The following is a 17,421-nucleotide window of genomic DNA, read 5'->3' as shown; positions in this document are numbered from 1 at the left end:
GAACTGAAAGACAAGAATCGATGATTACGATTTACCACAACCCCCGTTGCGGCACCTCGCGCAACACCCTGGCCCTGCTGCAGGAGCGTGGCGTGGAGCCCGAAATCGTCGAGTACCTCAAGACCCCGCTGGACCGCGCCGCGCTGCAGGCGCTGGTCGCGGCCATGGGTGTGCCGGTCATCGACGTCGTGCGGGCCAAGGAAGCGGTGTTTGCCGAATTGAAGCTGGGCGAGCCGGGCGTGACCGACGCGCAGCTCATCGACGCCATGGTGGCCCACCCCATCCTCATGAATCGGCCCATCGTCGCCACGCCGCTGGGCACACGGTTGTGCCGGCCTGCAGAGACGGTGCTGGAGATCCTCTAACCGCAGGTCAGCGCGCCAATTCTTCGCGCACGGCCGCCACCTGCCGGCGCGAGACGGTGAGCACCTCCGTCATGCCCTGCAGCCGCACGGCCCAGCCATCGCCCTCCTCGGGGTCGTAGTGCTTTTCGAGCGCGCGCACGGCGCGCCGGGCCACCAGCGCATTGCGGTGGATGCGCAAGAAGCGCGTCGGGTAGCGCGCCTCCAGCTCGCTCAGGGCGCCGTCCATGATGTAGCTGCGCGTGGCGGTGCGCACCGTCACGTACTTCTGCTCGGCCTTGAAATACAGCACCTCGGCCAGCGGCAGGCGTTCGGTGCGGCCCCGGTCCTGGATCACCAGCGCCTCGCCATCGGCGGCCGAAGGGGCCACCGGGCTGTGCGTGGGGCGGGTGGTGCGTTGCACCTTGGCCAGTGCCTGCTGCAGGCGTTCGCGCCGCACCGGCTTGGTGAGGTAGTCCACGGCGTCGAGCTCGAAGGCATTCACCGCGTGGTCGGCATGGGCCGTGACGAAGACCACGGCCGGCGGCCGGGCCAGCGCCTGCAGCGCATGCGCCAGGCCCAGGCCGTCCTGGCCGGGCATGTGGATGTCCAGCAGCACCAGGTCGAAGGCGCTACCCCCGGTGGGCCCCAGCAGGGCCATGGCCTCGCCGGCGTTGCCGGCTTCGGACACGGTGGTGTGCAGTGTCTCGGCGCAATCGCCCAGCAGGGTGCGCAGGCGGCTGCGGGCCAGGGCTTCGTCGTCAACGATGAGGATGTTCATGGCGCGGCATTGCGGGTAGGGGCGGAAGGGGGCGGGGTAGAGGAGGGGGGCGTCGCGGGCCGGCCGTGCCGCCTCGGGCGCCGGGATACGCGGGCCGGCGCGCTCTGGACGGGCAGGGAGATGCGCACCTGGTAGAGGCCATCGAGCACCCCGGCCGTGAACTCGCCCTGCACATCATGCAGCAGGGCCAGGCGCGCACGCACGTTGGCCAAGGCGATGCCATGGCCGCGCGGCACATCGTGGTAGCGGATGTCGCTGGCGGGCAGGGTGTTGGTGATGCGCACCACCACGCGGTTGCCGCGCAGCTCGGTCATCACCTTGAGCTTGCCGCCGCGCGGGCTGGGTTCCACGCCGTGCTTGACGGCGTTTTCCACCAGCGGCTGCAGCAGCAGGGGCGGCAGGCGGGCGCTGTCGGTGCGCGGGTCCAGGCTCCACTGCACCTGCAGGCGCTTGCCAAAGCGCACCTCCTCGATGCCCAGGTAGCGGCGCGCCAGGGTGATCTCCTCGGCCAGCGTGGTCGATTCGCCCTGCTCGACGAGCGCCACGCGAAACAGGTCGCTCAGGTCTTCCAGAAGCGATTCGGCCTTGGCGGGCTCCTTGCGCACCAGCGCGATCGCGCTGTTGAGCGTGTTGAACAGAAAGTGCGGGCGAATGCGCGACTGCAGCTCGGTCAGGCGGGCCGTGGTGGCCGCCGGGGTGCGCCCGCGCGCACGCAGCACCAGGGCCGCCACCAGCAGGGCCGCGAGCAGGGCCCCCGTGGCGGCACTGGCCACCCAGGGCGAGCGCTCGGCCACACCGGCCAGCGTGAGCATGGCGCAGGCATACAGGCCCGCCAGCGCCCCCAGGGCCACGCCGGCCGCATACTGCTGGCCCGTGCCCAGGCCCTGCAGCACGGTCTTCAAGCTGCAGGCCGTGATCAGCCAGGCCAGGGTGGCCGGCAGTGCGCCGCCCGTCACCAGGGCCATGCTGGCCAGCCACTGCGCCGGGTCCTGGGCGCCGAACAGGGTGCCCACGCCGACCACGAGCTCGACGAACAGCACGGCCCGCAGCACCACGCCGACCTGGCAGGCGTCGAACACCAGCGCCCTTCCGGCAGCGGGCTGGCCACTGCGCGAAGGGCCTCTGGGTGGGCCGGATTCGGCCTCGGGAGGCTGGGTCGATAAAATTTGCGTGTTTTGCATTGCGGCATCCGGGCGTTCCGGGTGTCAGAACTACCGGATTATTGCCCTCCCATGTCCAACAGCCAAGCCAATAGCGCGCCGTCCGCGCCCTCCCACAACCAGCTCGACACCAAGGCCCAGGCCTGGTCGGCGCTGTTTTCCGAGCCCATGAGCGACCTGGTCAAGCGCTACACCTCCAGCGTCTTCTTCGACAAGCGCCTGTGGCAGGCCGACATCGCGGGCAGCCTGGCGCATGCCGACATGCTGGCCGCGCAAGGCATCATCAGCGCCGAGGACCATGCCTCGATAGAGCGCGGCATGGCGCAGATCAGCGCGGAAATCGAGTCCGGCGGCTTCGAGTGGAAGCTCGACCTCGAAGACGTGCACCTGAACATCGAGGCGCGCCTGACCCAGCTCGTGGGCGACGCCGGCAAGCGCCTGCACACCGGCCGCAGCCGCAACGACCAGGTGGCCACCGACGTGCGCCTGTGGCTGCGCGGCGAGATCGACCTGATCGCCGACCTGCTCAAGGAGCTGCAGGTGTCCCTGGTGGACGTGGCCGAGCAGAACGTGGAGGTCATCCTGCCGGGCTTCACCCACCTGCAGGTGGCCCAGCCCGTGAGCTTTGGCCACCACATGCTGGCCTATGTGGAAATGTTCGCGCGCGACGCCGAGCGCATGGCCGATGTGCGCCGCCGCGTCAACGTGCTACCCCTGGGCGCCGCCGCGCTGGCCGGCACCACCTACCCGCTGGACCGCGAGCGTGTGGCGCGCACCCTGGGCATGCAGGGCGTGTGCCAGAACAGCCTGGACGCCGTGAGCGACCGCGACTTCGCCATCGAATTCACGGCCGCCGCCAGCCTGTGCATGGTGCACGTGAGCCGCCTGAGCGAAGAGCTCATCATCTGGATGAGCCAGAACTTCGGCTTCATCAAGATCGCCGACCGCTTCACCACCGGCAGCTCCATCATGCCGCAGAAGAAGAACCCCGACGTGCCGGAGCTGGCGCGCGGCAAGACCGGCCGCGTGGTCGGCCACCTGATGGGCCTGATCACCCTGATGAAGGGCCAGCCCCTGGCCTACAACAAGGACAACCAGGAAGACAAGGAGCCGCTGTTCGACACCGTGGACACGCTCAAGGACACGCTGCGCATCTTCGCCGAGATGGTCGGCGGCCAGTTGAACCCCGCCACGGGCAAGAAGGAGGGCGGCATCACCGTCAACGCGCCCGCCATGGAGCAGGCCGCGCTCAAGGGCTATGCCACCGCCACCGACCTGGCCGACTACCTGGTCAAGAAGGGCCTGCCGTTCCGCGATGCCCACGAAACCGTGGCCCACGCCGTGAAGGCCGCCGTCTCGCACCAGGTGGACCTGTCCGAGCTGCCGCTGGCCGTGCTGCAGGGCTTTCACCCGCAGATCGAGAAGGACGTGTTCGACGCGCTGAGCCTGCGCGGTTCGCTCAATGCGCGCAACACCCTGGGCGGCACGGCACCTGCCCAGGTGCGCGCCCAGTTGGCGCGCCACCGCGCACGGCTGGGCTGACGCCTTCTGGGCGTGCTTCTTGCATGGGATGGATGCCGCAGGCGGCTGCGCATGACAGCGCCGCCGCCTGCGGCTACGATCCCTGCCTGTTGCACCTGATGACCCATCCGCTGGAGCCCTTCGCATGACCTCGCCCCGCCGCCGCCTTCTCCTGAACACCCTGCGCACCGGTGCGCTGCTGCTGGGCCTTGCGGCCACAGGCCTGGCCTCGGCCCAGCCCAAGCCGATCCGGCTGCTGGTGGGTTTTCCGGCCGGCGGTGGTACCGATGCCATCGCGCGCACCCTGGCCGAGAAGCTCAAGGACGAGCTCGGCACCTCGGTGGTGGTGGAGAACAAGCCCGGTGCAGGCGGGCAGATCGCCGCCCAGACCCTCAAGGCCGGCCCGGCGGACGGCACGGTGTTGTTTCTCACCCACGACCACTCTATCTCCATCCTGCCCCAGGTGGTGAAGAACGCCGGCTTCGATCCCGCGCGTGATTTCATCCCAGTGGTCGGCATCGCCACCTTCGTGAACGCCTTCGCTGTCTCGGGCGGTACGCCCGCCAAGTCGTTCAGCGAGTACGTCGCCTGGGTCAAGGCGGCAGGTGGCGGCAAGGGCGCCGTGGGCATCCCTGCCCCCGCGTCCACCCCAGAATTCCTGGTGAAGCTGGTGGGCGGCAAGTTCGGCATCGACCTGGTGTCGGCACCCTACCGGGGCAGCGCGCCCATGATGGCCGACATGCTGGGCAACCAGATCGGTGCCGGCGTGGCCTCCATCCCCGACTTCATCGAGAACCACAAGGCCGGCAAGGTGCGCGTGGTGGCCGTGCTGGGCAAGGCCCGCCAGGCCGCCATGCCCGACGTGCCCACCTTCGACGAGCTGGGCCTCAAGGGCTTCGAAGACCTGCCCTACTACGGCATCTATGCCCCCACCGGCACGCCGCAGAAGTTCGTCACCGACTTTTCGAACGCCGTGGCCAAGGTCATCGCTATGCCCGAGGTGCGCGACCACCTCACCGCCATGGGCCTGACCGTGGGCCACATGTCGCCCACGCAGTTCGCCGCGCGCGAAAAGGCCTACACCGCTGCCTGGACCAAGATCATCAAGGACACCGGCTTCGTGGCCCAGTAATCCGTCTGCCGGAGCAGGCAGGCACCGCCCACCCCCACCCATGCCTAACGCCCGCCTGCCCGCCCACTGGCGCCAGTCCCGCTACCTGCCCTTGATCGTGGGCCTGTGCAGCGGCGCGCTGGCCATGCTGCTGGCCTGGGTGGTGATCGATATCTCGCACACCAAGGCGCGCACCGAGATCGTGGCCCGCGGGCAGACGCACCTGCTCGAAATCCGCGACCGCCTGGACCGCCAGCTGCAGAGCACGCTGTCGGTGCCCGAAACCGTGGCTGCCTTCGTGGCCGCGCAAGGCCATATGCCGCCCGAGATCTTCGCCTCGGTGGTCGGGCGGCTGCTGGAAAGCCAGCGCAACATCCGCAACCTGGCGCTGGCACCGGACAACGTCATCAGCGACATCTATCCGCGCCTGGGCAACGAGAAGGCCCTGGGCCTGCGCTACCTGGACAACCCGCAGCAGCGCGGCGCCGTGGAGCGCGCCATCCAGACCCGCCGCACGGTGGTGGCCGGGCCCATCCCGCTGGTGCAGGGTGGGCTGGGCATCGTGAGCCGCACGCCGGTGTTCCTGTCGGGCGTGCCGGGTGCGGCCGCCGTGGCCGAGCCGCGCTACTGGGGCATCGTCTCGCTGGCCGTGAACGCCGACACCCTGTTCACCGACGTGGGGCTCAACACCGAACAGATGGGTTTCCAGGTGGCTGCGCGCGGCCTCGATGCCATGGGCGCCCAGGGGGCCGTGTTCGTGGGCCGCGCCGGCCTCTTCGACGAAAAGCCGGTCACGCTCGACGTGCCCCTGCCCGGGGGCGGCAGCTGGATCCTGGGTGCCGTGCCGGTCGGTGGCTGGAAGGCCGCCGGCAGTGCACCTGCGCTGGTGGTGACGCTGTCGTACGTGTTCGCGGTGCTGCTGGGGCTGCTCAGTGCCTGGCTGGTGCGGGCCCACCAGCAGGTGCTGGCGCTGGCCAGCCACGACCGCCTCACCGGGCTGCCCAACCGCCGCCTGTTCGAGGATCGCCTGTCCCAGGCCGTGCTGGCGGCCTACCGTGACCGCCGGGCCGGCGCGCTGCTGTTGATGGACCTCGATGGCTTCAAGGCCGTCAACGACAGCATGGGCCACGGTTGCGGCGACCAGGTGCTGGTGCGCGCAGGCCAGCGCCTGGCGGGGCTCGCGCGTGCCAACGACACGGCGGCACGGCTCGGGGGCGACGAGTTCGCGCTGGTGTTGAATGCGGTGACGTCGCCGCAGGCCGCGATGGAAATCGCCCAGCGAGCCATCCAGGACATGCTGGCGCCCATCGGCCTGGACAACGGCGAGCATGTGCGCATCGGTGTCAGCATCGGCGTGGCCGTGTTCCAGGGCGACGCGGCCGAGGCCCTGCCCGCGCTGATCGACCGCGCCGATCAGGCACTGTACGCCAGCAAGCGCACCGGCAAGGGCAAGGCCACGCTGGCCGCCTCGGCCGAACTGCACACCTATGCGACGCAGCCGCTGAACAGCTCCACCATGCCGTGAACCATCCATTCGGATGGCTCTTGCAGTGTCCATGGCTGGCTGTGCGCGAGGGCCCCACCGAATTTGTAAAACATGGGTTGGCTGCGGTGAAACTGCCGAAAATGGCCCCATCTGATAACGATGTGCCACTTCCTGGAGCCCCTGCCATGAAGCGATTTCCCCGCCTCTCCCAGCTCGCCCGGCGCCTTGCGCTGTCGGGGGTGCTGGTGTCGAGCACGGCCGTAGTGCACCCCGCGCCCGTGGGTCCATCGGGCGCGGGGCCCGGGCCCAAGACCACGCAGTCCTCATCGGCCTCCCACTATGCCCGCTGGCAAGCCAGCATGGATGCATTTGCCGCAGCCGACAAGGCCCAGGCCCCTGCCGAGGATGGGGTGCTCTTCGTGGGCAGCTCCACCATCCGCTTCTGGACACAGCTGCCGCAGGACTTTCGCGACGTGCCGGTGGTCATCAACCGTGGCTTCGGTGGCTCCACCATGGCCGATTGCCAGTACTTCGTCAAGCAACTGGTGCTGCAGTACCGCCCGCGCCAGGTGTTCGTCTATGCGGGCGACAACGACCTGGCCGAAGGCCGCTCGCCCCAGCAGGTGCTCGACAGCTTCGAGGGCTTCGTGGCTGCCGTGCGCGCCGAACTGCCGGACACGCGCATCGCCTACATCTCGATCAAACCGAGCCCCTTGCGCGCCGAGCTGATGCCCAGGGCGCGCGAAGCGAATGCGTTGCTGGCCGCCTATGTGCGCACCTTGCCCAACAGCGATTACATCGACATCTTCACCCCCATGCTCGACCTGCAGGGTGCGCCCCGGGCCGAACTCTTCGGGCCGGACCGCCTGCACCTGAGCGGTGCGGGCTACCGGCTGTGGCGCTCGGTGATTGCGGACTATGTGGGGCGTGGCCGGGCCACGATGCAGGCCGGCTCGGACCGGGCTGCCGAGAAAGCCACGGAAACAGCAGCGGCTGTGCCGGCGGCTGCTGCCGTCCAGGTCAGCACCGGCCGCTGAAAGCCCGCTCCTTCATCCCGCCATCGCTTTCGCCTTGGGCGGATCTTGCCGTGCGGGACGGCGCTGGCGGGTACATCGGCGGGCGCTTCTGGCCCGGGGCCAACACGGCGGGCGGCGCGGCGTCTTCCTTCTGTTGGCGTTCAAGCCACAGGGTCGCCCGTGCCACCGCATAGAGCACGCCGAAGCAGGCGGCCAGCAGGGCGATGTCCTGCAGCCAGGGCCGCTCGTATTTCGCACCCAGCCCCGCCAGCACCAGGAGCACCAGCACCAGGTGGGCGCAAAACACCGGCAGCGAGGCCGATCCCAGCGTCTCAAGCCAGCGCTGCCTCGGCATGCTGCGGGCCAGCCCGGGGCCGTAGTGGATGGCGAGCAGCAACAATGCGAAGAGGTTGATCATGCGCATGGGCCCCAGGGCCCACTTGTCGAACCAGGGGTTGAACGCGGCGTATGGACCCTCGGGATGGAACGGTATTTGCCCGACCAGATGGCGCCACCCCAGCAGGAAAATGGCCAGTGCAATGGCCAGCAGCACCGACCAGCGCGGAAACGTGAACGCCGGCGCGTTCGGGTCGTTGCGCGTGGCGCCCATCCACAGCCCCAGCATCCACAGGAACTGCCAGCTCCACATCACGAAGGCGCCGGTCTCGCTGAACGGCACGGGCAGCGGCACGATGGCGTTGATGCCGTCATAGACCCAGTGCGACAGTCCGAACTGGGCCAGCAACCACAGCAGCCCGCTCACCACCATCACCGGCCGCCAGCCCCAGACGAAGGCCAGCACCATCACCCAGGGGCTGGCCAGCATGAACAGCACATACAGCGGCAGAATGTCGAGGAGCGGCGGCTCGTAGAGCAGCAGCAGGCCACCCACCAGCGCGGTGAACGGCTGCTGGATGTAGAAGTTCAGCAGGTCCACCACGGCCGGCTGTTCGATGCGGATGCCGATGAAGGCGATCACCGTGAACAGGAACAAGAGCAGTGCCGCATGGCAGGCGTAGATCTTGAGGGCCCGGCGCCAGAAGGCGTGGTGCATCTCGGCCACGCTCTTGCGCCAGGCCACCCGGCCGTAGACCATGCCGGCCATGTAGGCCGAGAGCAGCACGAAGCCCTCGGCCGCCGACACGAAGCCGAAGGGCTGGCCCAGAGGCGAGGTGAGGCGCGTGGGCAAGTGCGTCACCGTCATCAGCAGCAGCATCAGCCCCCGGGCTGCATCGATTTCCCAGCTGCGCTGGGAGGGGGCAGGGGCGGGGGGCATGGCGCGCTTGCTCAGGCGAGGGTGCGCAGCGTCGGCTCGCGGTCCCACTGCCGTGTCTGCGCGGCAGCAATGAAGGCCTTGCTGTCCTTGGGATCCACCACGCCGGCGTCGGGCTCTATGCCGGCCGCCTGCACGATGGCCTGCGATCCCGGGCAGGCGCCGATCGCCTTGAGGTGGCCGAAGGCATCGCGGAACCAATCCACGGCCGCGGCCTCGCGAGAGAGTTTGTTGCCCATCTCGGTCGAGAGGATGGAGGCCACGGCATCGAACACGGTGGACGGCGTGCCGGCCAGTTGTCCATCGGCGGGCAGGCGGCTGCCATCGTCCATCGTGGCACCGCCCACCTTGGGGGCGACGATCTTCACCGTGGCGCCGGCCTTCTCCACGGCCTTCTTGAAGGCGGCCACCGACTTGGCGTTGGATCCGTCGTCCACCAGCAGGCCCACGCAGCGGCCTTCGAGCGTGGGCTTCATGCGGTCAATGATGCGCAGCGCGGGCGACAGCGGCAGGTCCTGGGGCTCCACGGCAGTGGGCGGCGCAGGGGGCAGGGCGTCCATGCCCAGACCATCTGCCACGCGCTGGGCCAGGGCGGCGTCCACATGCTGCAGATGCCCCACCACCGCCTCGCGCACGTGCACCGTGGCCACCTTGGACAGCTCGAACACGATGGCCGAGGCCATGTGCGCCTGCTCCACCTCGCTCTGGCTGCGATAGAACATGCGCGCCTGGCTGTAGTGGTCGGCAAAGCTCTCGGCGCGCACGCGGCCCTTGGCACCATCGTCGGCCGGGCGCTCGGCAAAGTGTTTGAAGCCCTGCGCCAGCGAGGCGCGCGGCGTGTCGCCCTGCAGGCTGCTGGGCTCGTAGTTCACCCGGCCCTTGGGCACCTGCATCTGCATGTGTCCATCGCGCTGCATGTTGTGGAACGGGCACTTGGGCGCGTTGACCGGGATCTGCGCGAAATTCGGACCGCCCAGGCGCGACAGCTGCGTGTCCAGGTACGAGAACAGCCGGCCCTGCAGCAGCGGGTCGTTGGAGAAATCCACGCCCGGTGGCACGTTGGCGGGGCAGTAGGCGACCTGCTCGGTCTCGGCAAAGAAGTTGTCGGGCCAGCGGTTGAGCACCATGCGGCCAATGGTGCGCAGGGGCACCAGTTCCTCGGGGATCAGCTTGGTGGCATCCAGGTGGTCGAACGGGAACTTTGCCGCGTCTTCCTCGGTGAACAGCTGCACGGCAAAGTCCCACTCGGGGTAGTTGCCGGCCTCGATGGCCTCGAACAGGTCGCGGCGGTGGAAATCGTTGTCCGCCGCCTGCAGCTTCACGGCCTCGTCCCACACCGTGGACTGGATGCCGAGCTTGGGCCGCCAGTGGAACTTCACGAAAGTGCTTTTTCCTTCGGCGTTGACCAGGCGGAAGGAATGCACGCCGAAGCCCTCGATCATGCGCAGGCTGCGCGGGATGGTGCGGTCGCTCATGGCCCACATCACCATGTGCAGGGTTTCGGGCATCAGCGAGACGAAGTCCCAGAAGGTGTCGTGTGCGCTGCCCGCCTGGGGGTAGCCACGGTCGGGCTCCATCTTCACGGCGTGCACGAGGTCGGGGAACTTCATCGCGTCCTGGATGAAGAACACCGGAATGTTGTTGCCCACGATGTCCCAGTTGCCCTCTTGCGTGTACAGCTTGACGGCGAAGCCGCGCACGTCGCGCGGTGTGTCCACCGAACCGGCGCCGCCGGCCACGGTGGAAAAGCGCGTGAACACCGGGGTCTGCACGCCCACTTCGGTCAGCACGCGCGCGGTGGTGAACTCGGCCAGCGATTCGGTCAGCTCGAAGTAGCCGTGTGCGGCCGTGCCGCGGGCATGCACGATGCGCTCGGGAATGCGCTCATGGTCGAAGTGCGTGATCTTCTCGCGCAGGATGAAGTCTTCGAGCAGCGTGGGGCCGCGTGGCGTGTCGCGCAGCGAGTTCTGGTTGTCGGCGATCGGAATGCCCTGCTGGGTTGTCATCACCGGGTGATCACCGCCCGCTTGTTGTTGCAATTCGTCACCATTGCCGCGCTGGGTGTCGGGGGACGGGGTGGTGCTAGGGGTCGAACGTGGCTTATCCGCAGTGCTGCGGATGGCTGGGGACTTGGCCATGGATGCTCCAGAAATGGGGGTGGGGTCAAAAGGCATCTTTCCCGAGGGCACCACAGGCGGGGGTAGGACCACGAGCCGTCCTCCTGTCGGCAGTGCAAAAACGGCGGTTGCGTGAAGTGGCGCACGCTCTGGATACGTAAGTGCTTGCAACGCAGGCCTGCATGCCATGCGCTTTTGTTACGCTTGCCAGTTCCTTTGGAGGGGATCGCGTGAAAGCCAAGAACTGGATGTTTGCTGCCGGCCTGTCGCTGGCCACCATGGGTGCGGCCCATGCCCTGCAGATCACGAGCCTGTCCCCCCAGGGCGAGGTCGCGCGCGTGCGCCAAGTGGTGGCCAAGTTCGATGCGGCCGCCGTCAATTTTGGCGACCCCAAGGCGCCCGCGCCGCTCACGCTGAGCTGCAGCGATGCCGCAGCCACCAAGGGCAATGGCCGCTGGACGGGCGAGAAGGAGTGGGTGTTCGACTTCGAGAACGACCTGCCTCCCGGGGTGCGCTGCACTGCGGCGGTCAAGACCGGTTTCAAGTCGGCCACCGGCACGGCGCTGACGGGCCCCACCAGCTTCCAGTTCAACACCGGCGGGCCCTTCGTGCAGAACATGCGGCCTGGCACCTACCAGGAGCTCGACGAGGAACAGGTCTTCGTACTGCAGCTCAACGGGCCGGCGACGCTCGAAAGCGTGCAGGCCAACACCTGGTGCGCGCTCGATGGGGTGGGTGAGAAGGTTCCCGTGCGCCTGGTCGAAGGCAGCCAGCGTGCCGAGATCCTTAAGTCCCTGGGACTGGACAGGCGTGCCGCGCAGCAGCCCCTGCAGTACGTGAGCCTGGCCTGCAACCGGCGCCTGACTTCGGGCTCGCGCATGCAGTTCGTCTTCGGCAAGGGCGTGGCCACGCCAAGCGGCGTGGCCAATGCGGTCGAAAAGCGCTTTGCCTACAAGGTGCGCGAGCCCTTTTCGGCCGAGTTCACGTGCGAGCGCGAGAACGCGCAGGCCGCCTGCCTGCCGATCCGCCCGATGGCGCTGTCCTTCAACGCGCCGCTGTCGCGCAAGCTGGCGGCCGGCATCCGCCTGAAATCAGGCAAGGAAACCTTGAAGCCGCAGCTCGAAGGCGGTGCGGACGAGGACAAGAACCCCGATTCCGTGGTCACCAGCCTGCAGTTCACCGCACCGCTGGCCGAGAACACGCAGTTCACCATCGAGCTGCCCAAGGATTTCCAGGACGCCTCGGGCCGCACGCTTCGCAACGCCGACAGCTTCCCGCTCAAAGTGGCCACGGGCGGCATGCCGCCGCTGGCCAAGTTCGCGGCCGCGCCCTTCGGCATCGTCGAGCGCTTCGCCGAGGGCCCCGAGGGCCCGGCATTGCTGCCCGTCACGCTGCGCAACGTGGAGGCGGCCCTCAAGGTGCAGGGCCTGCAGGCGGGCAGCGGCACGCCTGCGGCCCCTGCCGGCAAGGTCAGCACCCTGCGGCCCACCAGCGACTCGGACATCATTGCCTGGTTCCGCAAGGTCAAGCGCTACGACAACTACCATGTCGACCGCAAGGAAGCGCGCCGCGACACCAGGGGCCCGTTGCCCAAGGTGATCGACAACGAGCGCGACTACGTGCAGTCGCGCATGGTCTCGCTGCTCGGCGGCCAGGGCGGCGTGAAGATGCTGGAGCTGCCCAAGCCCGCGAGCAACGACCCGCGCCCCTTCGAGGTGGTGGGCATCCCGCTCACGCCCGGCTTCCACGTGGTGGAGATCGCCTCGCCAAGGCTCGGCAGCTCGCTGCTCGACGAGCGCCATGGCGACGCCCGCACCATGTACGTGCGCACTTCGGCGCTGGTGACCAACCTGGGCGTGCACTTCAAGCTCGGCCGCGAGAACGCACTGGCCTGGGTGACCAGCCTGGACAAGGGCCAGCCCGTGGCCGGCGCCACGGTGCGGGTGTCCGACTGCAGCGGCCGTGAACTGGCCACCGGCACCACCAATGCCCAGGGCGTGGCCAGCCTCGAAGGCCTGTCCTCGGATCCGGAAATGTGCGGCGAGGAGGGCGAGCGCGCCTACTTCGTCAGCGCGCGCAGCAAGGGCGCCGACAACGTCGAGGACATGGCCTTCACCTGGAGCGACTGGCAGCGCGGCATCGAGCCCTGGCGCTTCAACGTGCCCACCAGCAGCGAGGCCAATCCCGACGAACGCGCCCACACCATCTTCGACCGCACCCTGTTCCGGGCGGGCGAAACGGTGTCGATGAAGCACCTGCTGCGCACCGAGACGCGCAAGGGCTTCGACATTCCCGAAAGCCGGCCCGCCACGCTGGTGATCACCCACATCGGCAGCGGCCAGCAGTACACCCAGCCCCTGGCCTGGCGCAGCACGGCCACGGGCGGTTTCAGCGCGCAGAGCAGCTTTGCCGTGCCGCCTGCGGCCAAGCTCGGCATGTACTCGGTGGAGCTGCGCAACGCGGGCGGCAGCGAGCGCAGCTTCAGCTCGGGCCAGTTCCGCGTGGAAGAATTCCGCCTGCCGGTGCTGGAAGGGCGCATTGCGCCCGCCGACAAGAAGGCCCTGGTGCGCGTGCGCTCCGTGCCCACGGACGTGCAGATCAACTACGTGGCCGGCGGTGGCGCAGCCAACCTGCCGGTGCGCGTGTCGGCCATGGTGCGCAGCAAGTCCCTGCAGTACAACGACTACGACGCCTTCAGCTTCAACCCGCCGCGCAAGCGTGGCCAGTCGGGCAACGGCAACAGCGACGATGAAGAGGCCGCCGCCAGCCAGGACAGCCGCGTCATCGCCGACAAGCTGCCCGTGACGCTGGACCGCAATGGCGCCGGCAAGGTCACCATCGACAACGTGCCCCAGGGGCGCCAGCCGCAGGACCTGGTGATGGAGGCCACCTACGCCGACCCCAATGGCGAAGTGCAGACCCTGCGCAGCACGCAGACCGTGTGGCCTGCGGGCGTGGTGGCCGGCATCAAGACCGAGGGCTGGGTCTCTGCCAAGCAGAAGATCCGCTTCCAGGCCCTGGCGCTGCAGCACAACGGCACTGCGGCGGCCGACGTGCCCCTGCAGGTCAAGGCCATGGCGCGCATCACCACCACCACGCGCAAACGCATGGTGGGCGGCTTCTACAGCTACGACAACCAGACCGAGACCAAGGACCTGGGCACCGTCTGCAGCGGCAAGAGCGACAGCCGCGGCCTGCTGCTGTGCGAATCCAGGCTCGACGAGGCCGGCGAGGTGGAGCTGGTGGCGATCGCCAGCGACCGCGACGGCAACACCAGCGAGGCGGCGTCTTCGGTCTGGGTCACGCGCCAGGGCGAGCTGTGGTTCGGCGGTGAGGACCACGACCGCATGGACCTGCTGCCCGAGAAGAAGAGCTACCAGAGCGGCGAAACCGCCAAATTCCAGGTGCGCATGCCGTTCCGCTTCGCCACGGCCCTGGTGGCCGTGGAGCGCGAAGGCATCATCGACACCCGCGTGGTGCAGCTCAACGGCCAGGACCCGACCATCGAGCTCAAGATCGAAGAGGGCTGGGGCCCCAACGTCTACGTGAGCGTGCTGGCCCTGCGCGGGCGACTGCGTGACGTGCCCTGGTACAGCTTCTTCACCTGGGGCTTCAAGTCGCCGCGCGAGTGGTGGAACTCGTTCTGGTACGAGGGCAAGGAGTACCAGGCCCCGACGGCCATGGTCGACCTGTCCAAGCCCGCCTTCCGCCTGGGCCTGGCCGAGATCCGCGTGGGCACCAAGGCCCACCAGATCGACGTGAAGGTCGTGGCCGACAAGGAAAGCTACCCGGTGCGCGGCAAGGCGCAGGTCACCATCACCGCCACCCTGCCCAACGGCAAACCCGCCGCCAACGCCGAGGTGGCCCTCGCCGCCGTGGACCAGGCGCTGCTGGAGCTGATGCCCAACACCAGTTGGAACGTGCTTGAAGCCATGCTGCAGCGGCGCAGCTGGGGCGTGCAGACCTCCACCGCGCAGATGGAGATCATCGGCCGGCGCCACTACGGCAAGAAGGCCGTGCCCGCCGGCGGCGGCGGCGGCCGTGCGCAGACGCGCGAGCTGCTCGAAACCCTGCTGCTGTGGGAGCCCGCGCTCAAGCTCGACGCCAATGGCCAGGCCAAGGTGACGGTGCCGCTCAACGACGCGCTCACCACCTTCAAGATCGTCGCTGTGGCCGATGCCTCGGTGGGCCTGTTCGGCACCGGCAGCACCAGCATCCGCGCCACGCAGGACCTGCAGATCATCAGCGGCCTGCCGCCGCTGGTGCGCGAGGACGACCAGTTCCGCGCCCAGCTCACGCTGCGCAACACAACCAAGGCGGCGATGAAGGTCGAGGTCTCGCCCCGCGCCACGCTGCTGGACCTGAAGCCCCAGACCATCGACATCCCCGCCGGCGAGTCGCGCGAGGTGGCCTGGAACGTGACGGCACCGGCGCAACTGGCGCAGACCCGCGCCGAAGCCATCCTCTGGGAGATCGATGCCAAGGACACGGCGAGCGGCGCGCGCGACGCGCTCAAGGCGCGCCAGCGCATCATCCCGGCCATTCCGCTCACGGTGCAGCAGGCCACGCTGGTGCAGGTGGACGGCAGTTTCAACCTGGACGTGAACCCGCCGGCCGACGCACTGCCCGGCCGCGGCGGCCTGAAGATGTCGCTGCAGCCCAAGCTGGCCGAGGGCCTGCCCGGCGTGCGCGACTGGTGGGCCAACTACCCCTTCATCTGCCTGGAGCAAAAGACCAGCAAGGCCGTGGGCATGCGCGACGGCAAGCTGTGGCAGACCGTGGTGGCCCAGCTGCCCACCTACCTGGACAGCGACGGCCTGGCCAACTACTTTCCGCCGCGCGACGGCGATGCCAACCGCGGCAGCGACACGCTCACGGCCTACCTGCTGGCAGCCACGCACGAGGCCTCCAGCATCGACCCGGCCTTCGCACTGCCCGACGAGGCGCGCGCGCCCATGGAGCGGGGCCTGATCGCCTTCATCGAAGGCCGCATCCAGCGCGACTTCTGGAGCCCGCGCAAGGACCTGGACATGCGCAAGCTGGCCGCCATCGAGGCCCTGTCGCGCTACGGCAAGGCCCAGGGCCGCATGGCCAGCAGCATCACCGTGGCGCCCAACCAGTGGCCCACGCACGCGGTGATCGACTGGGTCAACGTGCTGCGCCGCGTGGCCGATGTGCCCGAGCGCGACAAGCGCCTGGCCGAGGCCATGCAGGTGCTGCGCAGCCGCCTGTCCTTCCAGGGCACCAAGCTGATCTTCAGCACCGAGCAGGACGACTACTGGTGGTGGCTGATGCAGAACGGCGACGTCAACACCGCCCGCCTGATGCTGGCCGTGATGGACGACCCGGCCTGGAAGGACGACATGGGCCGGCTGGCCAATGGCTTCATCAGCCGCCAGCAGGGCGGTGCCTGGCACACCACCACGGCCAACCTCTGGGGCGGCCTGGCCCTTGAAAAGTTCTCGGCCAGGTTCGAGGCCACGCCGGTCGCCGGCAGCACCAAGGCCACCCTGGGTGCCAACAGCGCCAGCGTCGACTGGAGCAAGGTCGAGCGCATCAAGACCTCGGATGCCAGTGGCGCCGCGCACCAGACCACCTGGTTCGGCGCACCGGCCGCTCCGGGCAATCTGCGCAACAACGGCATGTTCCTGCCCTGGGCAGCAGCGGGCGGCAAGGAGAGCCTGTCCGTGGCCCACCAGGGCACGGGCAAGCCCTGGCTCACGCTGCAATCGGTGGCCGCCATCCAGCTGAAAGCCCCCTTCGCGGCCGGTTACGCCATCAAGAAGACCATCACCCCGGTGGAGCAGGCCGACAAGTCGCTGCCCGCCGGCCAGTACACGCGCGGCGACGTGCTGCGCGTGACGCTGGAGGTCAACGCCAGCGCCGACATGACCTGGGTCGCCATCACCGACCCGGTGCCCGGCGGCGCCACCATCCTGGGCAGTGGCCTGGGCCGCGATTCCGAGATCGCCACCCAGGGCGAAAAACGCAGCGGCAGCGGCTGGCCGGCGTTCGAGGAGCGCAGCTTCGAGTCCTTCCGCAGCTACTACCAGTTCCTGCCCAAGGGCACGGTGAAGATGGAGTACACCGTGCGCCTGAACAACGTGGGCGACTTCGCGCTGCCCCCGAGCCGCGTGGAAGCCATGTACGCGCCCGAAATGTTCGGCGAGTTCCCCAACGCCCGCGTGAAGGTCGAGGCCGCCAAGTGACACCGCGTACCGCAGCGCCGCCCCGCAGGCACCGGCCATGAACGCCAGCGTCTTCGTGGAGCTGCGGTTCTGGCTGCTGGTGGCCTTCTCGCTGGTGCTGCCTGCCGGCATCTATGCGGCCCTGCTGCGCACGCGCGCCATCTCGCGCCTGGCGGTGCTGGGCTTTGGCGTGGCGCTGGTGCTCATCGCGGGCGTCGATGTCTACCTGCTGCAGAGCATGGCCGCCCTGGCCCGGCACACGCCCTCGCTGGCCGACGACTCGGTGTTCGCATCGGAGCTGTCGATCGCGCTCTACGTGCTGCCGGCCGTCTTCGGCGGCATCGGCGTCAACCTCATCTCGCATGTGCTGCTGCACCACCTGGCCGAGGCCGAGAAGCGCTTCGAGCGGGAGCATTCCGGTGGTTGA

The 17,421-nt window shown here is 68.7% G+C and carries 11 protein-coding genes; 7 read left to right on the top strand and 4 right to left on the bottom strand.

All coding sequences use genetic code 11. The features are described from left to right. Nucleotides 1–20 precede the first annotated feature (20 nt). The gene (gene arsC, locus U5N23_RS31865; RefSeq protein WP_322596675.1) at nucleotides 21–365 is read left to right on the top strand and encodes an arsenate reductase (glutaredoxin); all 345 of its coding nucleotides are present in this window, start codon (nucleotides 21–23) and stop codon (nucleotides 363–365) included. Nucleotides 366–372: 7 nt separating this feature from the next. Here the strand turns inward: arsC and U5N23_RS31860 are convergent, their stop codons facing one another. Together U5N23_RS31860 and U5N23_RS31855 are read right to left on the bottom strand one after the other, a co-directional pair. Further along, on the bottom strand, nucleotides 373–1,122 hold the full coding sequence (locus U5N23_RS31860; protein WP_305742197.1) for a LytR/AlgR family response regulator transcription factor: 750 nt from the start codon (nucleotides 1,120–1,122) through the stop codon (nucleotides 373–375). Further along, nucleotides 1,119–2,303 carry a sensor histidine kinase gene (locus tag U5N23_RS31855; RefSeq protein WP_322596674.1) on the bottom strand — a complete coding sequence of 395 codons (1,185 nt, stop codon included), beginning with the start codon at nucleotides 2,301–2,303 and terminating at the stop codon, nucleotides 1,119–1,121. The genes U5N23_RS31860 and U5N23_RS31855 overlap by 4 nt, the downstream gene beginning before the upstream one ends. 51 nt (nucleotides 2,304–2,354) lie before the next feature. Here U5N23_RS31855 and argH point away from each other — a divergent pair, with 51 nt between their 5' ends. From argH to U5N23_RS31835, 4 genes are all read left to right on the top strand, one after another. After that, nucleotides 2,355–3,824 (top strand): argininosuccinate lyase, encoded by a 1,470-nt coding sequence (argH, locus tag U5N23_RS31850; RefSeq protein ID WP_322596673.1) that lies wholly within the window; start codon nucleotides 2,355–2,357, stop codon nucleotides 3,822–3,824. Between the two features lie 124 nt (nucleotides 3,825–3,948). Then, on the top strand, nucleotides 3,949–4,935 hold the full coding sequence (locus U5N23_RS31845) for a Bug family tripartite tricarboxylate transporter substrate binding protein (RefSeq protein WP_322596672.1): 987 nt from the start codon (nucleotides 3,949–3,951) through the stop codon (nucleotides 4,933–4,935). A gap of 40 nt (nucleotides 4,936–4,975) precedes the next feature. Further along, nucleotides 4,976–6,439: a diguanylate cyclase domain-containing protein gene (locus U5N23_RS31840; protein ID WP_322596671.1), complete on the top strand. Its 1,464-nt coding sequence runs from the start codon at nucleotides 4,976–4,978 to the stop codon at nucleotides 6,437–6,439. A 146-nt stretch (nucleotides 6,440–6,585) separates the two neighbouring features. Further along, nucleotides 6,586–7,437, top strand: a complete 852-nt coding sequence (locus U5N23_RS31835; RefSeq protein WP_322596670.1) for an SGNH/GDSL hydrolase family protein — start codon at nucleotides 6,586–6,588, stop codon at nucleotides 7,435–7,437. Here the strand turns inward: U5N23_RS31835 and opgC are convergent. Next, entirely contained in the window at nucleotides 7,421–8,692 is a 1,272-nt protein-coding gene (gene opgC, locus U5N23_RS31830; RefSeq protein ID WP_322596669.1) for an OpgC domain-containing protein, read from the bottom strand. The two genes, U5N23_RS31835 and opgC, sit on opposite strands and share 17 nt — an antisense overlap. Before the next feature lie 11 nt (nucleotides 8,693–8,703). Continuing rightward, nucleotides 8,704–10,827 carry a catalase gene (locus U5N23_RS31825; RefSeq protein ID WP_322596668.1) on the bottom strand — a complete coding sequence of 708 codons (2,124 nt, stop codon included), beginning with the start codon at nucleotides 10,825–10,827 and terminating at the stop codon, nucleotides 8,704–8,706. A 227-nt stretch (nucleotides 10,828–11,054) separates the two neighbouring features. Here U5N23_RS31825 and U5N23_RS31820 point away from each other — a divergent pair, with 227 nt between their 5' ends. Together U5N23_RS31820 and U5N23_RS31815 are read left to right on the top strand one after the other, a co-directional pair. Continuing rightward, entirely contained in the window at nucleotides 11,055–17,015 is a 5,961-nt protein-coding gene (locus U5N23_RS31820; RefSeq protein ID WP_416208714.1) for an MG2 domain-containing protein, read from the top strand. A 37-nt stretch (nucleotides 17,016–17,052) separates the two neighbouring features. Then, nucleotides 17,053–17,421 (top strand): hypothetical protein, encoded by a 369-nt coding sequence (locus U5N23_RS31815; protein ID WP_322596667.1) that lies wholly within the window; start codon nucleotides 17,053–17,055, stop codon nucleotides 17,419–17,421.

Source organism: Acidovorax sp. (assembly GCF_034519795.1).
GTDB lineage: Bacteria > Pseudomonadota > Gammaproteobacteria > Burkholderiales > Burkholderiaceae_C > Acidovorax.
Note: the sequence above shows the minus strand (reverse complement) of the source record. Positions and strands in the feature narration are given on the sequence as shown.

Excerpts from the sequence above, each read along its gene's own strand:
- arsC (WP_322596675.1), top strand. The coding sequence starts at position 21 with ATGATTACGATTTACCACAACCCCCGTTGCGGCACCTCGCGCAACACC.
- U5N23_RS31860 (WP_305742197.1), bottom strand. The coding sequence starts at position 1,122 with ATGAACATCCTCATCGTTGACGACGAAGCCCTGGCCCGCAGCCGCCTG.
- U5N23_RS31855 (WP_322596674.1), bottom strand. The coding sequence starts at position 2,303 with ATGCAAAACACGCAAATTTTATCGACCCAGCCTCCCGAGGCCGAATCC.
- argH (WP_322596673.1), top strand. The coding sequence starts at position 2,355 with ATGTCCAACAGCCAAGCCAATAGCGCGCCGTCCGCGCCCTCCCACAAC.
- U5N23_RS31845 (WP_322596672.1), top strand. The coding sequence starts at position 3,949 with ATGACCTCGCCCCGCCGCCGCCTTCTCCTGAACACCCTGCGCACCGGT.
- U5N23_RS31840 (WP_322596671.1), top strand. The coding sequence starts at position 4,976 with ATGCCTAACGCCCGCCTGCCCGCCCACTGGCGCCAGTCCCGCTACCTG.
- U5N23_RS31835 (WP_322596670.1), top strand. The coding sequence starts at position 6,586 with ATGAAGCGATTTCCCCGCCTCTCCCAGCTCGCCCGGCGCCTTGCGCTG.
- opgC (WP_322596669.1), bottom strand. The coding sequence starts at position 8,692 with ATGCCCCCCGCCCCTGCCCCCTCCCAGCGCAGCTGGGAAATCGATGCA.
- U5N23_RS31825 (WP_322596668.1), bottom strand. The coding sequence starts at position 10,827 with ATGGCCAAGTCCCCAGCCATCCGCAGCACTGCGGATAAGCCACGTTCG.
- U5N23_RS31820 (WP_416208714.1), top strand. The coding sequence starts at position 11,055 with ATGTTTGCTGCCGGCCTGTCGCTGGCCACCATGGGTGCGGCCCATGCC.
- U5N23_RS31815 (WP_322596667.1), top strand. The coding sequence starts at position 17,053 with ATGAACGCCAGCGTCTTCGTGGAGCTGCGGTTCTGGCTGCTGGTGGCC.